The organism is Scopulibacillus daqui, assembly GCF_016908855.1.
In the GTDB taxonomy this organism is placed as follows: Bacteria; Bacillota; Bacilli; order Bacillales; family Sporolactobacillaceae; genus Scopulibacillus_A; species Scopulibacillus_A daqui.
In genome coordinates, this window is the sequence record NZ_JAFBER010000011.1 from 48,749 (window position 1) to 62,925 (window position 14,177).

Consider the following 14,177-nt stretch of genomic DNA (forward strand, 5'->3'; position numbering starts at 1 on the left):
GTGATGCATGCAGCATCGCCTTATTTCTGCTACCTATTATTTTAAGCGGAGTTTGACGATGGCTTTTTGTTTTTTTAATTCATATTTTCTCCTTTGCAGCGCGTGTTTGCGTTCTTCAGTGAGCCATTTTTCCGGTTTCATTTCCTTTGCAAGTTGATCGTCATTCAAGTTAATTTTGTCCATAGTTTTCGCCGCTTTCTTTTATAACAATTTGACGATTAATCATTCTTTGATTATATTATACGACATTAATCGACAAATTTAAAAGACGACGCACTGTGCGCCGTCTTTTAAATTTGTTCACTTTATAAAGAAGCTCGATAAATGGCTAGAACGTCATCCCTGTTAAGCTTTTTAAAATGGCCAAACTCTCCGTTAGCCATCGCCTTATCAGCCATGACATCCAGTTCTTCTTCACCGATGCCATAATCAGCTAAACGGGAAGGCGCGCCAATCGATGTCCAGAAACGGCGCAATGCTTGAATGCCTTCCAAAGCCGCTTCCCGATCAGTTTTCCCTTCTATCTCAACATTAAAGACACGCACTGCCATTTGTTTGAAGCGCGCCACATTTTCATCTAAAACGTGAGTCATCCAATTCGGGAATAAAATAGCGAGTCCGCCGCCATGCGGAATATCATAGACAGCAGAGACTGCGTGCTCGATATTATGAGTCGCCCAATCGCCTTGAACACCCATGGCTAATATGCCATTCAATGCCATTGTCCCACAGTATAAAATGGTTTCCCGATACTCATAATTCTCAAGATCCTGAATTAATTTTGGGGCTGTCTCAATAACCGTTTTTAAGATCGATTCACAGTAGCGATCTTGAACGGGTGTATTTTTGCCATGATGAAAATAGGCTTCGAAAACATGAGACATCATATCGACTATGCCGTATACTGTTTGATCAAGCGGCACCGAAAATGTGTGAACAGGGTCCAGAATAGAGAATTTCGGGTATGTATAGGGACTACCCCATCCGTACTTTTCATTGGTTTCCCAGTTAGTGATCACAGAGCCGGCGTTCATTTCCGAGCCGGTAGCGGCTATTGTAAGCACAGTGCCAAAAGGCAGCGCCTCTTGTGCGACAGCTTTCTTCGTAACAATATCCCAGACATCGCCATTATATTTCGCGCCTGCTGCGATCGCTTTTGTACAGTCAATCACGCTTCCGCCGCCGACAGCAAGAATAAAATCGACATGATTTTCTCTAGCTATTTGTATACCCTTTTTTACTGTCGACAAGCGCGGATTAGCTTCAACACCGCTTAATTCAAACACCTGTGCATCCAGGTCGTCTAGAATTGATAAAATGTTATCATATATGCCGTTTCGCTTAATGCTTCCTCCGCCGTAGACAAGCAATATTTTCTTGCCGTACTTCGGGACCTCTATTTTTAATTGTTCTAATTGTCCCTTGCCAAAAATAAGTTTCGTGGGATTTTGAAATACAAAGTTTTGCATGACGACAACCCTTTCAATGTAATATATAAACGATTAACTCATAAGATATCACAATATGTCTTGCTTCAAAAATCTTTTGCACTACAAAATATAAAATAAACTTATTTGATTTCAAAAACGGCCGCTGCCGGCGTTTTTTTAAAAATATCTTCGGCTAAAGAGAAAAACTGTGTTTTTTCGTTAAAAATGAGCGCCCTTTCTTATATCAGTTGAGTGACCATCGGCATAGGATATGACAAAGCATATTTTTCCTCCTATTTTAAAGGAGTTGTCTTATATGGGAACGTTTATTTTAATCCTTGTCCTATTTATTCTCCTGGTCATCGTCGGGGTTATTATTTTTTAATCGTGCAATGGATGAAAATTTAATAATGCCTAAAGAAACATGAACAAACCTCTAAGGCTTTTTAGAACCCTAGAGGCTTTTTTTCTGCTTATTTTTGATCATCCCTATCTAAGAGCTTGCTTAAGGCCTTTAATGGTGCCAAGGTGTAAGTTTTCATGGCATGTAAAAAAGAAAATAAGTTCCCCAATCGTTTTCATTCCGAAAAAAGTCTTTTCCATTTCTGAGTCTAAACGGCCCCTTGTCGCTTTCTCCAAGCGTTTCGCCTGATCTTCCAAATGGGCGCGAACCTCTTTCATTGACGGCGGTGTGCCATGCCACTCTTTGGGACTTGTCCCTGGATTGAAAAAATCCCAATAAGGCTTTGGCAAAACTGCATTTTCTTCAACAAAATGAAAGATATGCTCCGAAGCAACTAATATATGCCCAAAATTCCAGTGAATATTGTTTGAGAATCCTTCCAGCATCTTATCAGCTTGTTCTATAGTTGTTTCATCCAGTTCTTTGAGAGTGCTTTGGCGGGCAAAATTAAATTGATAAAACAGCTGTTCTTCATTCATCCTTCTCCCTCCCTTCCAATCTTCTAAATATTATAGCAATCATTCAAATAAATTGTGGCGTTTTATTTATTCCCTAAATGCCTATCCGTATGCAAAATATTTTGTCTATTTAAAAGGCATGACTCTGAAATGCTTCATATCCGCATATTGGATAATTCGCGAATGATCACCATTGATTTCAATCGTACTGAGACTCGCCCCCAATATTTGCTTGCCTTCCCACAGCTGTTCAAGCGGCCGCTTTTCAAAATAACTGAGCAGCACCTTTAGAACAACTGGATGTGAAACAATGAGCAAATTTTTATCCTGATATTGATTTAAAAGATACTTAAGCCGAGGCAAAACCCTTTCCCTCACTTGATAAAAGTCTTCGCCGTTCTTAGATATAAACAAATGAGGCTGATGCCAAAAAAGATAAGACTTTTCAGGATATTCTTGTTTGATCTCATCTATCTTTCTGCCTTCCCAATCTCCCGCATCCATTTCAAGAAAATGTTCATCCTGTATAATCTTAATATCACGGTCAGCACGAATAATTTCTGCCGTTTCAAGTGTGCGCGGACTTGGGCTCGAAATGATAAGATTGATATTTTCCCCGCTCAAACGCTGCGATAACCAAGCCGCTTCTTCTTTTCCCCTTTTCGTAAGTAAAGAATTCTTTCTGCCTTGCATGCGCTCTTCAACATTCCATTCAGTTTCCCCGTGCCCAGTCAAAAATAACCTTTGCATTTCCGGTCCTCCTCAAATGGTTTACAAACCCCCAAAATGCATCAAATTTCTTCTGCTTACTCTGATATTCGATTTTATTCCATCAAATCCCTTTTATCAGACTATTTTACTTATGATAGATTAGTGTGATGCATATATTTGCAAACAAAATAAAAACTTGCCAATCGGCAAGCTCTAAATCAAACTGTTTTTTTGTGAATTCATGTCTAATAAATCAGGATCAAAGACTGTGCTTACAGGCAGATACATGGCAACGGCATCCCCATTTTGTTCCCCATAAGCCTGATTGCGTTTTGTTGATTGATAAAAATCAGCCTGCTGGATAGGGCCAAAAGCGATGGTTGAAGAGCGGTCCATTGAATTAACCTTAAAGCCCAGCAAATTAACAGTCATTGGTGAAAATATCATGTAGACGCCTCCATTATTTATTCAAAAGACATCGGCTGAGTGTTCTGTAGTGCTGGAGAGTCAATAACATCACGGTCGTCAACGACACCCTTTGTTTGAAAACAAGACTCATCGCCAAAATTTTGCCCAAACCCTTGACTTTTTTTGGAAGAATTATTCCAATCGGCCAAAAAATTCTCCCCTATATTTACAGCTGATGCGTTTTCGAACGAATTAATTTTAAAAAGGAAAATATTTATGGCTATAGAAGGTGTTTGCATCATGAACTCCCCCTTTAGCTTCAAATATATGTTATGGATATAAAGTTATGTATGAATTGAGGTGTCAGGAGATGGATGTTGAAAAACTTAAACAATGGTTGGAGATGGCGCAAAAATTCCAGGGAAAAGATTTTTGGAGCGATATTTTTGATCAGTCAATGCCAGAACAGCCGCAAGCAAATCCAGAATCAGATTCAAGATCATCTGCATCACCTCAACTGCCATTATATGACATATTACAAACCGATCATCTTTGGATTATTCTTATCGATTTGCCTGGTGTAGAAAAAGGCGATATTCAACTGACCATTGCCGGCAATCAAATCCAAATCAGCGGAAGAGCAAGATGCCCTTATGACAACGTTGCGATTATACATTCAGAAAGATTGAACGGAACATTTCAAAGAACGATTCATCTGCCTGAAATCATCAGCGAAGAACAAGCAAAAGCTGTGTTTGATCAAGGCGTTTTAGAAATAAAGATCCCGCGGAATGTGCCGCGGGGAAAGAATATACATATTGACTAAAAACGTTTTCCTGCTCTGACTTGGCTGTCCGCGATATCATGATCCAAAATCATGCCGTCCGGCTGGGATATCACGCAGTCGCCGCTTTGTTCACCGAAGCCTTGTGACTTTTTGGTTTTTGAATACTTTTTTACAGCTATGGATTGTGAGAAAGTAACCGTTGACAATTGATCATAAGCATTAATTTTAAGCGACCCTATATTAATTTCCCTCACTATGATCCCTCCTGAATACATCTTTATGCTGTATGCCTGTTCTCAATACTTATCATAAGGACATGAAATTAATGATGAATCATACACATGTATTAACGTGAAGTTTCATTAACACAAATTTGACATGGAATGCGGGATAGAATGTCTATCAAAAACTTTTTTAATCGCTTATTGCATGATAATGATGATTTTCGCAAAATTGAAAAGAAGCTGATTGAAATAGAATGCGAGATCAAATATTTGAAAGAGGCGCTTCAACAACAGCAAAACAAAGTTCAGGTTCATACGCCTCAATTTCATACTGCACAATTTCAAACTGCTCAATGCCATGCTGATCAATGCAAAAATCAGAGTAAATCAAAGCAGGATGAAGCGCCGACTGTAGAATCACCAACTATTATAGAACAAGTGAATGTTGATAAAATTATTATAGATCGCTACGAGCAAAGCAATAATTTTGGCGCGCTCGGCATTAAATCGCTTGAAGGAAAGTTAAATATTGGTGCAAATTATGGTTTGTCCAGACCCATCCCAAAAGAAAAAAAGGAAAAGTATGATCAAAAAATGAAAAAAGTCGGCTTCTTGGAACGAAACCAACCTAAACAAAAAAAACCCGGAGAACCGCTGAAATGGAATATAAAATCAAAATAAGAACGATTAAATTCGCTGATTTAAGAAAGCGTCAATGTCCTTCGCCGTTTCTTCCGGCTTTTCTTCTGGAAGCAAATGTCCCGTGTTTTCGTATATCCTCAATTCAGAAGCTGGAAGATCAGCATTCAAGCGCTTTCCAATAGATACTGGAACTACTTTATCTTCTTTTCCCCAAAGCAATAAAACCGGCTGTCTAATTTGTTTTATTTCCGACGAATACATATCCCCCTCCCGATGGCGAGCCAATCTGAGCAGCGAACGGTAAAAATTGATATCTCTCATTGGCTTAAGATAGCCTTCTTTCATTGATTCATCAATAAGATCACGGTTATGGACAACATCAAGGAACACTTTCATAGCGTCTTTCTTTTCAAAATAACGTTTTATATAATAACTTATAAAAGGTATATAAGAGGCAAATCTTATCGTACGTTTAACCTTGCCCATATAGCCCGATGCGGATAAACAAACCACTTTTGAAATGAGGCGCGGACTTTTTTTAGCTGCATTCAGGCAAATTTGCCCTCCCATAGAATGGCCGATGAGAACCGCTTTTTTTATATTCATAGTGTCAATGAAAGCAATCACCAGCTTAGCATAATTCTCCAAAGAGTAAACAAATGTCATAGATTTTTCGCTTTGGCCAAATCCAGGTAAATCCAGGGCATATATTTGATACTTATCTTTTAAATAAGGAATTAAAGTCCGAAAGCTGAATGTAGAGGACAAATAGCCGTGCACCATAACCAGGACGGGCTGATTCTGTTGAGGAGAACCGTGCTTTTCATAGTATATTTTAACGCCGTTAATACACTTCGTATATTCCGTCATTCCAACCAACTTCCTTAGACTTTTTCCTAAAGTGTATCATAAATTAATTTTGCAGCTAAGCACTTGAAAACTCGCCGAACGGCGAGCTTTCTTATTTTTCAACGTGATGAATTTGTTCACAAGCATTTAAAGCCTGGTTAATGGCATTTTGAATTTGGTCTTGTTGCTGATTTTCATTTTGGCAGACATTTGCCGCTTGCCTAACCGCATTTAAAGCGCTTTGCACCTGTTGAATGGTGCTTGGGTTATTCGCTTGCTGCGCCTCGGATAATGCTTGCTCCAGCTGCGACTCAACTTCTTTAAATTTTTCTTGTGAACCTTGATTTTGCTGAATATCCTCCATTGCTTTCTGTGCATTTTGTACGGCATTTTCGAATGTTTCTAACATGGCTTACCCTCCTAAATAATATCCGACAAGACATAGCATGATACGATAGAGGAACAATTATACATCTCTAGAACATCATCATTCGCGGCATAGTTTATGCTTTTGTCAGAGACAGGAAATGCAAAGGGACAAAGCTCTTATAAAATTACAAAAATAGGCAATCAACAATTAAACTGAATGGGATGTCCCAGTATAGCAGAGAATTTTTAGGGATAAATGCAAAAAAGCATAGATTCATACTAACAAGAGCTTTATATCCGATTAAACACCCTTATATAAAGAAGTATTACCATGTTCGGTCTTTGTGCTTTACATGCCACTTATTATAAAATATCCATTGTGTGTTGTTTTGAAAAGGATCGCTGATTCCAATCCGATCATTATTTCATCCAAAATATGAAAGGTGGATTTGATGAAAAAAGGAGCAATAGTTTTTACAATATCACTTGTTATAGCCATCCTATTTATCCTCTGGGGCGTTATCGCACCTCATAACTTATCCGTTATTACGTCCTCGATTCAGGGTTTCTTACAAACAAAGTTCGGATGGTTCTATCTTATTTCGGCCAGCACCTTCTTAATCTTTGCCATTTATTTGATTTTCTCACGATTTGGCAATATTAAGCTTGGCAAAGATAATGAAGAACCAGAATACAGCTTAATAAGTTGGTTCGCTATGTTGTTCAGCGCGGGAATGGGCATCGGCCTGGTTTTCTATGGTGTTGCCGAACCGCTGTCCCATTATATGGACCCTCCATACGGCGAGCCAGGTACAGAAGATGCTGCTAACACAGCTATGCGCTACTCAATTTTCCACTGGGGCCTTCATCCTTGGGGTGTCTATGCCATTATCGCACTGGCGCTCGCGTATTTTAAATTTAGAAAAGGCGCTCCCGGTACAATCAGTGCTACATTTCAGCCAATTCTAGGTGATCGGACAAATGGCTGGATCGGTAAACTTATTGATATCATCGCAGTATTTGCGACCATTTTCGGAGTCGCTACATCACTCGGTTTGGGAGCTGCCCAAATTAACGGCGGCTTGCACTATTTGAATAGCGGCATTCCTAATACTAAAGGCGTTCAATTAATCATCATTCTTGCCGTAACGGTCTTATTTATGTTATCGGCTATTTCCGGACTTGGCCGGGGAATTAAATGGCTGAGTAATTTTAATATTCTTCTTGCCGTTCTATTAATGTTATTCTTGCTTTTCGCCGGTAATTCTAACTTTCTATTAAATTACTTTACGACTACAATCGGAAATTATATTCAAAAATTGCCGTCCATGAGTTTGAATATTTCTCCATTTAACAAACATCACAATGAATGGACGAATAGCTGGACGCTGTTCTATTGGGCATGGTGGATTGCCTGGGCGCCATTTGTCGGTACATTTATCGCCCGTGTTTCAAGAGGCCGTACAGTGCGTGAATTTATTATTGGGGTTTTACTCGTTCCTACTATTTTCTGCGCTTTATGGTTTGCGGTCTTCGGCGGTTCAGGCATCTATTTAGAAAGAGAAATGCACGTTAACCTTAGTCAAACGATTAATTCTCAAGGCATTGAAGTGTCGTTGTTTGCCGTTTTGGCTCATTTTCCTTGGGGAACATTCACATCTATCTTGGCGATTTTATTAATCTGCACATTTTTTATTACTTCCGCAGACTCAGCAACATTCGTACTTGCCATGCAAACGACTAACGGAAGCTTAAATCCGCCAAACATCATTAAAGTCGTTTGGGGTGTAATCCAAGCAGCAGCGGCTGCCGTCCTTTTATGGTCTGGCGGATTGACTGCACTGCAAACCGCATCTATCATTGCCGCCTTCCCATTTGCGATCATCTTGCTGTTTATGTTGTACTCGCTGTATAAAGCCTTTAAAGAAGATAGACCAAAAAGCAAAAAAGTGATGAATAAACAATCGGCTTAACCGAAACAGTCCCAAAGCATGAATATGCTGCTTTGGGACTGTTTCTTATTTATTTTCTAAATATCGTCTCGCCCCCGCATATTCCGGAGCGTAGCTGGATTGCCAGATATCATCTAATATTTCTATAGAAGATCTTGAATTCGGCGAATGGATCATTTTATCTCTCCCGTAATATATACCAACATGATGTACAGCACCTTGGCCATTTTGATGTGCGAAAAAGAGCAAATCGCCCTTCTGCAAATCTCCTTTGCTCACTTTTTTTCCTTTTAATATTTGAGCCGAGGCATCCCTGGGAATGATGATGCCATGATGTTTGTATATATTGTGCGCAAACCCCGAACAGTCAAAGCCAAATCCAGACATGCCTGACCATAAGTACGGCAGCCCGAGAAATTGTTCAGCTGTATGAATTATATCATCTGCAGACGGCTTAGGAATATCGCTGAAAGATTTATAGATATTCACCGAGCCAGCCGAAATCCACTTCTTTCCGCCGCTGGGCGTTATCACCTTAACAGCATTCTTAACCCAATTGACGACAGGAAGCTGCGTATTAAAACTTATTTCTATAAACCTCTTTGTTAATTTCTTATTATGATATAGCCAAGTCGTTTTATCCTTAACTAAAGCAAATGGCTGATCGGATTTTCTTTGCATACGCTTATTGAAAGTCAGCTGTTTCTTCGGAAGCCACCCAGGATACCCCAGTTCATTCCGCGGTGTCGGTTCCCCTTCTACGGCAACTTTTACCCAATCATCTTGTATTTCTAAAATCATCACTTTATTTCCGAATAAAGCTTGTGTCTCCAGCTTGCCAACAAGCCATAGCTTATCTTCAACCGACATATTGCTGATCCATAATCTGAGATCTGCAGGATTTAACAGCGAGGGCGTGTCGATTGTTCTATGAATGCGAGGCTCTGTCCATAATGTACCAGCAGCAACATCAATATAAGCAGCATCAGGCGTTGATTCGGACTTTCTAGATGCAGCACTCTCGCCTCGGGCCCTGACCAAGCCGCAGAGCATAACTAGTGAAAACGGCAGCCATATGCGTTTCTTCACAGCGATTCATCTCCTTATTTTGTGTAAAGAAGCATACTTTACATAAGCTTTTTCAAGTCAACATGTCTTAAAAAATGCTTTTTCAGCTCTTGGACCTCCTTTTTAAGGGGATTTCAACTTGTCTTTTTCATAACGGCTAGAAATAATCAATACTATTACAAATCAATGTCTCATATGATGAAGTAATATCCAAGATGTATATCCAAGATGGCCAACCAATGAGTTAAAGGAGTGATATAATGGACCTTATCATTGGAGGATTAATCTTATTCTTCATTATCAGGCGGCAGCTCAAAGAGCGAGAGATGACCGCTAAACTTTACGTTATGCCCGTTATTTTGTTATTGTACAGTTTCTATGGTGTTTCGAAGCTTTTAACCGTTGGCGCCGGCGATTGGATGATCTTGATAATGAGTTTTTTTATCGCTTTTGCTGCAGGCATGATACAAGGACGGTTTGCTTCTTTTATTTACCGCGACGGCCGTTGGTACGTTTCTGGATCACCGGCTTCAGTCGCTACATGGATGCTTTCCATTCCAATTAAGTATGGATTAACCTTTATTGTTTTATATGTATTTCATTTGAATCTTCATCTGCAAGGCCTGTCCAGCTATGTCACTTATCTCTTCTCAATATCTGGAATATTATTAGGAAGATATACGATGTTAATGCTGCGCCATCCTGTTATGGCAAAAGATGTTCTGCAAAATGAACAGCATGCAAGGCGTGTCAGAGAAACTTCTTAATATGCTGCTGCCGTATTAAACTAGCCAACTTAAACTAACCAACCCTTAACTGAAGGGTTGGTTAAGATGGTTTTACATGGAAGACTTTTTCCGGCATTGTATGGGTGCCATTTGCTGTCACATGAGCAATCACATGGTAATTGCCAGGTTTAGAAAACGTCATATTGATACCGTACAATCCATTTCCTTTGTTCATGCCTTTATATTTTTTTGAAGCGTCTTGTTGATGAGCTTTGTAAATTTCGAATATCACCTCTTCCGGATGGCTGACAGGCTTGTTTCCCTTTGTCACCCTGATTTTAATTTCACCTTTTTGATTGGCTTTAAAGGCATTCGCTGAAGTTAAGATGTCAACACGCAAAGGTTCAGCGCTGCCGCTGGTTTGCTTTGTGTTATGAGACATGGCATGATGATCAGCTTTGGCTCCTTGCCCTTCACCTTGCCCGCAAGCCGTCAAACTGACTATCATAGCAATGATAAAAAAGATGATAGTGATTTTTTTCATGTCCTTACCTCTCTAACTCTTTAATATCTTTCATTATGCGGTCATAAGGAACGTCTTGAAAGCCATTATATTTCTTGACAATGACACCCTCTTTGTTAACGAGAAAAATATTTGTGCCGTGAGTAAATTGGTCACTGCCTTTAGATGGTTTGGCAACAGAAGACTTGAAAGACCCTTCAGACAGACTTTTAAGCTTATCAAATGAATAGCCCGTAAGAAAATGCCAATTAGAAAAATCGGCTCCATGTTTTTGTGCGAATCTTTTTAAAACTTCCGGAGTATCTCGGCTGGGATCAACGGAAAAAGAGACGATTTCAACAGGGAGTTTCGCTTCTTTTAATTTTTTTTGAAGGTGAACCAGGTTGCCGGTCATCGGCGGACAAACGGACGTACAATGAGTAAACATAAAATCAGCTAACCAAACTTTCCCCTTTAATTGATCCATACCGAAAGAACGGTTATTTTCATCTTTAAAATTAAAATCGGCAACTTTCCAGTTTAATGACTGATTAGTTTTTGCAGATCCGCTCGTTTGCTCTTGACTGTTTGACTGACATCCAGACAACATCATCGCCAAGAGCAGAACTATTGGCAAAACGGCCATTTTGAATAATCGCTTCATGACACACCACCTCAAATTCCCCTTAGTCGAAATATTAAATAAAGTCTGCCTGTACTATTTCTATTTAATTTAGATGATTCCTTTTTTTATGTCAAAATGCTTATAAAGAAAACTTGCCGAATGATGCGGCGCAGAAAACAGCACCCTGTTTGGCCTTTAATGATAGATCAAAGCAAATGATTCCCTGTTAAAGCATTAAAAACCCGGCATTAGCTTAACAGCATATGCCGGGTTCGCGTTAAGTTGAAGGACGATTAGGGCCTTCTAATTTTTTATCTCCGTAGCCTTCCATATCTACCTCATTAGTGGCTTGCTGACGTTGTTTCACATCTTCTGGATGTTTTTCGCCTTTCTTATTTTCCTTTGGCAAGGGCATTTCACCTCTCTTTCTTTGGATAGTTTTTCCTTAGCGTATGATTTCATACAAAATAAAATCATTTAAATGAACACTGAAAGAAGCCCTGCCGTTTACAAAATAAGATACTTAAAGATTTTGGTCAGCTTTATCTGCTTTAACGGCTTTTAAAAATGTCTTTATGAGCCAATTCCTTTGAGGATTAACAGCGTTTGAAACGACTTTATGATCCGGATTTAAAATGACCTGATCTCCTTTAGACAGCCCTTGTAAAATTTCTTGATAGTTGTCGCTCCTTAGTCCAGTTTCCACTTCTGTCTGAATCCGTTTATTATCTTTCTCTAAAATCACATATTGATGTTCGCCGTCTCTTATAACGGATTGATATGGAACGACTAAGCCGCGCGTTATTTTGGCCGGGATATCAATCGAAACATGAAAGCCGTATTTTAACGTTTTTTCTGAACCTTTATCAAGCCGGATATTCACAGTATAGAAACTTAGATTATTGTTTTTATCGGATGCCTTCTCCTCAGGCGCTGCTGAAACGTCCGTAATAGTGCCTGTCAGGGATTTATCTGCTGCTGATTTTGGTTTAATGATGACTTCTGTTCCTTTTTTGGCTTTGGCATAATCTCTTTCAGATATTCTCCCTTTCACCTTCAACTTATCCGATATAACATAGACCATCGAAATATATGGCTTCGTGTCTGTTAAGTTCGTGTTAATTTCGGCAACTGTACCATTAATGCTGCTTTTAACCGTCAGTTTCTCAAGCTTATCTTTCTTTTCAGCTAATTTTGATTGGTTATCCTTTAAATCTAACTCTGCCATTCTCTTCTCATTTTGAAGAGACGCTATTTGACTGGTTAATGCCGCCGCTTGACCATCAGAAGCGTAGCCAGATTGAGCTTTGTTAAGGCTTTGCCGATCCTCTTCCAATTTTTGGCTAATTTCTTGAATTTTAATATTTAACCTTTCTTGATCATTTTCCAATTGCTCGATTTGCGCTTTAGCGCTTTCACTGTCATATGTAATTAAAGGCATCCCTTTATGAACCCTTTGCCCCTCCTTCACAGTTATTTTTGCATTTCCGATGGAGGGATCTACGTATGCTTTTTGCTCTTTGGCGGGAACGGCTATTCCGGAGGTCCTAAATGAATCTGTAAGCGCCATTTCCCTTACTGTAAATGTTTTGAGTTCCTCTTTTGACAAAGTATGATTCTGCTTCATTAAGTATATATTTACGCCAATCAATGCAATGAATACTGCCGCAGTCATAAGCGGTATCCAAACCTTTCTTCTCAAAACTATCCCTCCAATGTCATGGTGTCAGCGTTGCTGTACCTTCTAACATGCCTATTAAGATATACATAAGGCTTGTGATAATGATCGCAGTAATCATATAGCTCTTTCTTTTTTGAGAAGTACGAAAGAAAGCTCTGGTTTGTATAATCAGCCCCCAAATAAAAAATATTGTTATGCTATTCAGCAATAAGAAAAATAACCTGTTGTCCGTCAATTGTCTGCCTATGATGCCAAGGCCAAAGACCGATAATAAATTATTTGTATGCAAGAGCAAGAAAACAGCAAGATTAAAAAAACTTCCTATAAGATAAATCAAAGACACATAACTGTTAATAACAAAGATCTTCTTAAAACCGGCATCAAGGAGAAAAGGCCAGCAGATAAGCGAAACAGCCAGATTAGCTGCCAATGGCAAAAAAAGATATATGATAAAGACAATAACAACATAAAAGCTTCCTAAAATAAAAGTCATTTTATTTGAAAAAAAACCTTCAAATTCCGGCACCAGCCGATTCAAAGCGGTTAATATTGTAATAGTCCCGATTATTCCAGATAAAATGGATATGATAATCCACCTTGGGATTAAGCCTTTAAATTGATTGATCTCCTGAAAACTTTCAAACTCTTTATCAGGTTTTAGAATCCCTCTGAATAGTTTGATAGAATGGCTCAAATTATAACCCCCTTGCTTTTATATCATATGTACGGCCATCCGAGCGAAAGACAATATATAAAATATTATGACATAAAATGATAATGTTTTGTCGTTAAGATTTACACAATAACTAATAAACAGATTTTGAAAATGCTTTCCTCTTTGGGACTCTCAGGCATAAAATAGTAAGTATAGATATGCTGTATTTTTTGAGGAGGTCAAGGTCATGAAAAGGAAGATAACCTTATTCGCTTATCTGTCGGACTTGAAGCATGGGAAGATATTTGGGAGGACCTAAAACAGGCATTGGATTATTTAACAAGAACGAAAAGTATCAATGGCTAACGGTCAACCCGTTAGCCATTTCATTCGTCTTTAGATTTTCCAGGCAGCCGTCCCGCTTTTTTGGCAGCTTCTTTTAACAGAAACTCAATATGGCTGTTGACGCTGCGAAACTCATCATTTGCCCATTTTTGCAAGATCTCGTAAAGTTTTGGATCAATCCTTAGAGGGAAACTTTTCTTTTTTGGCATGAATAACCCTTCTTTATCCCGCTTTCGTTTATTTGAGTTAAGCCTCAGCCTTATGATAGAAGACTAAACTC

21 protein-coding genes and 1 pseudogene are annotated in these 14,177 nt (G+C 39.0%); 6 read left to right on the forward strand and 16 right to left on the reverse strand.

Annotated elements, in window-relative coordinates:
• Window positions 1-36: 36 nt before the first annotated feature.
• Window positions 37-183 carry a hypothetical protein gene (locus JOD45_RS09435; RefSeq protein ID WP_205003640.1) on the reverse strand — a complete coding sequence of 49 codons (147 nt, stop codon included), beginning with the start codon at window positions 181-183 and terminating at the stop codon, window positions 37-39.
• Between the two features lie 122 nt (window positions 184-305).
• Entirely contained in the window at window positions 306-1,469 is a 1,164-nt protein-coding gene (locus JOD45_RS09440) for an iron-containing alcohol dehydrogenase (RefSeq protein WP_205003641.1), read from the reverse strand.
• 232 nt (window positions 1,470-1,701) lie between these two features.
• Between JOD45_RS09440 and JOD45_RS09445 the strand changes: the two genes are divergently transcribed.
• A complete protein-coding gene (locus JOD45_RS09445) occupies window positions 1,702-1,815 on the forward strand; it encodes a YjcZ family sporulation protein (protein WP_205003642.1) in 114 nt (37 codons plus the stop codon).
• Window positions 1,816-1,919: 104 nt separating this feature from the next.
• Here the strand turns inward: JOD45_RS09445 and JOD45_RS09450 are convergent, their stop codons facing one another.
• The 4 genes from JOD45_RS09450 to JOD45_RS09465 all read right to left on the reverse strand — a co-directional run bounded on the left by JOD45_RS09450 (window position 1,920) and on the right by JOD45_RS09465 (window position 3,769).
• Window positions 1,920-2,372 (reverse strand): DinB family protein, encoded by a 453-nt coding sequence (locus JOD45_RS09450; RefSeq protein ID WP_205003643.1) that lies wholly within the window; start codon window positions 2,370-2,372, stop codon window positions 1,920-1,922.
• A gap of 105 nt (window positions 2,373-2,477) precedes the next feature.
• The gene (locus JOD45_RS09455; protein WP_205003644.1) at window positions 2,478-3,101 is read right to left on the reverse strand and encodes a histidine phosphatase family protein; all 624 of its coding nucleotides are present in this window, start codon (window positions 3,099-3,101) and stop codon (window positions 2,478-2,480) included.
• Between the two features lie 174 nt (window positions 3,102-3,275).
• Entirely contained in the window at window positions 3,276-3,509 is a 234-nt protein-coding gene (locus tag JOD45_RS09460) for a hypothetical protein (protein ID WP_205003645.1), read from the reverse strand.
• Between the two features lie 17 nt (window positions 3,510-3,526).
• On the reverse strand, window positions 3,527-3,769 hold the full coding sequence (locus tag JOD45_RS09465) for a hypothetical protein (protein ID WP_205003689.1): 243 nt from the start codon (window positions 3,767-3,769) through the stop codon (window positions 3,527-3,529).
• Between the two features lie 71 nt (window positions 3,770-3,840).
• Here JOD45_RS09465 and JOD45_RS09470 point away from each other — a divergent pair, with 71 nt between their 5' ends.
• The gene (locus JOD45_RS09470) at window positions 3,841-4,296 is read left to right on the forward strand and encodes an Hsp20/alpha crystallin family protein (RefSeq protein ID WP_205003646.1); all 456 of its coding nucleotides are present in this window, start codon (window positions 3,841-3,843) and stop codon (window positions 4,294-4,296) included.
• Here JOD45_RS09470 and JOD45_RS09475 read toward each other — a convergent pair.
• Window positions 4,293-4,511, reverse strand: coding sequence for a hypothetical protein (locus tag JOD45_RS09475; RefSeq protein WP_205003647.1), 219 nt, complete (start codon window positions 4,509-4,511; stop codon window positions 4,293-4,295). The genes JOD45_RS09470 and JOD45_RS09475 overlap by 4 nt on opposite strands.
• A gap of 141 nt (window positions 4,512-4,652) precedes the next feature.
• Here JOD45_RS09475 and JOD45_RS09480 point away from each other — a divergent pair, with 141 nt between their 5' ends.
• A complete protein-coding gene (locus tag JOD45_RS09480; RefSeq protein WP_205003648.1) occupies window positions 4,653-5,162 on the forward strand; it encodes a hypothetical protein in 510 nt (169 codons plus the stop codon).
• Window positions 5,163-5,168: 6 nt separating this feature from the next.
• Here the strand turns inward: JOD45_RS09480 and JOD45_RS09485 are convergent, their stop codons facing one another.
• Window positions 5,169-5,993 carry an alpha/beta fold hydrolase gene (locus JOD45_RS09485; RefSeq protein WP_205003649.1) on the reverse strand — a complete coding sequence of 275 codons (825 nt, stop codon included), beginning with the start codon at window positions 5,991-5,993 and terminating at the stop codon, window positions 5,169-5,171.
• Window positions 5,994-6,084: 91 nt separating this feature from the next.
• Window positions 6,085-6,381: a hypothetical protein gene (locus JOD45_RS09490; protein WP_205003650.1), complete on the reverse strand. Its 297-nt coding sequence runs from the start codon at window positions 6,379-6,381 to the stop codon at window positions 6,085-6,087.
• Between the two features lie 412 nt (window positions 6,382-6,793).
• On the opposite strand from JOD45_RS09490, the gene JOD45_RS09495 reads away from it, so the two are divergent.
• Complete coding sequence (locus JOD45_RS09495; RefSeq protein WP_205003651.1) at window positions 6,794-8,314, forward strand: glycine betaine uptake BCCT transporter; 1,521 nt, start codon at window positions 6,794-6,796, stop codon at window positions 8,312-8,314.
• A gap of 45 nt (window positions 8,315-8,359) precedes the next feature.
• On the opposite strand, the gene JOD45_RS09500 is transcribed toward JOD45_RS09495, so the two are convergent.
• On the reverse strand, window positions 8,360-9,382 hold the full coding sequence (locus JOD45_RS09500; protein WP_338056070.1) for a C40 family peptidase: 1,023 nt from the start codon (window positions 9,380-9,382) through the stop codon (window positions 8,360-8,362).
• A gap of 239 nt (window positions 9,383-9,621) precedes the next feature.
• Here JOD45_RS09500 and JOD45_RS09505 point away from each other — a divergent pair, with 239 nt between their 5' ends.
• A complete protein-coding gene (locus JOD45_RS09505; RefSeq protein ID WP_205003652.1) occupies window positions 9,622-10,128 on the forward strand; it encodes a hypothetical protein in 507 nt (168 codons plus the stop codon).
• A gap of 61 nt (window positions 10,129-10,189) precedes the next feature.
• Here the strand turns inward: JOD45_RS09505 and JOD45_RS09510 are convergent, their stop codons facing one another.
• From JOD45_RS09510 to JOD45_RS09530, 5 genes are all read right to left on the reverse strand, one after another.
• Window positions 10,190-10,633 (reverse strand): FixH family protein, encoded by a 444-nt coding sequence (locus JOD45_RS09510; protein WP_205003653.1) that lies wholly within the window; start codon window positions 10,631-10,633, stop codon window positions 10,190-10,192.
• A gap of 4 nt (window positions 10,634-10,637) precedes the next feature.
• Window positions 10,638-11,255 carry an SCO family protein gene (locus JOD45_RS09515; protein WP_205003654.1) on the reverse strand — a complete coding sequence of 206 codons (618 nt, stop codon included), beginning with the start codon at window positions 11,253-11,255 and terminating at the stop codon, window positions 10,638-10,640.
• Between the two features lie 238 nt (window positions 11,256-11,493).
• Window positions 11,494-11,631 carry a hypothetical protein gene (locus tag JOD45_RS09520; protein WP_205003655.1) on the reverse strand — a complete coding sequence of 46 codons (138 nt, stop codon included), beginning with the start codon at window positions 11,629-11,631 and terminating at the stop codon, window positions 11,494-11,496.
• Window positions 11,632-11,739: 108 nt separating this feature from the next.
• Complete coding sequence (locus JOD45_RS09525; protein ID WP_205003656.1) at window positions 11,740-12,918, reverse strand: efflux RND transporter periplasmic adaptor subunit; 1,179 nt, start codon at window positions 12,916-12,918, stop codon at window positions 11,740-11,742.
• Window positions 12,919-12,934: 16 nt separating this feature from the next.
• Window positions 12,935-13,591, reverse strand: a complete 657-nt coding sequence (locus JOD45_RS09530) for a YIP1 family protein (RefSeq protein ID WP_205003657.1) — start codon at window positions 13,589-13,591, stop codon at window positions 12,935-12,937.
• 219 nt (window positions 13,592-13,810) lie between these two features.
• Between JOD45_RS09530 and JOD45_RS09535 the strand changes: the two are divergent.
• Window positions 13,811-13,918 (forward strand): annotated as a pseudogene (locus tag JOD45_RS09535) (hypothetical protein); the annotation flags it as partial.
• A 20-nt stretch (window positions 13,919-13,938) separates the two neighbouring features.
• On the opposite strand, the gene JOD45_RS09540 reads toward JOD45_RS09535, so the two are convergent.
• Entirely contained in the window at window positions 13,939-14,106 is a 168-nt protein-coding gene (locus JOD45_RS09540) for a type II toxin-antitoxin system antitoxin (protein WP_205003658.1), read from the reverse strand.
• Between the last annotated feature and the right edge of the window lie 71 nt (window positions 14,107-14,177).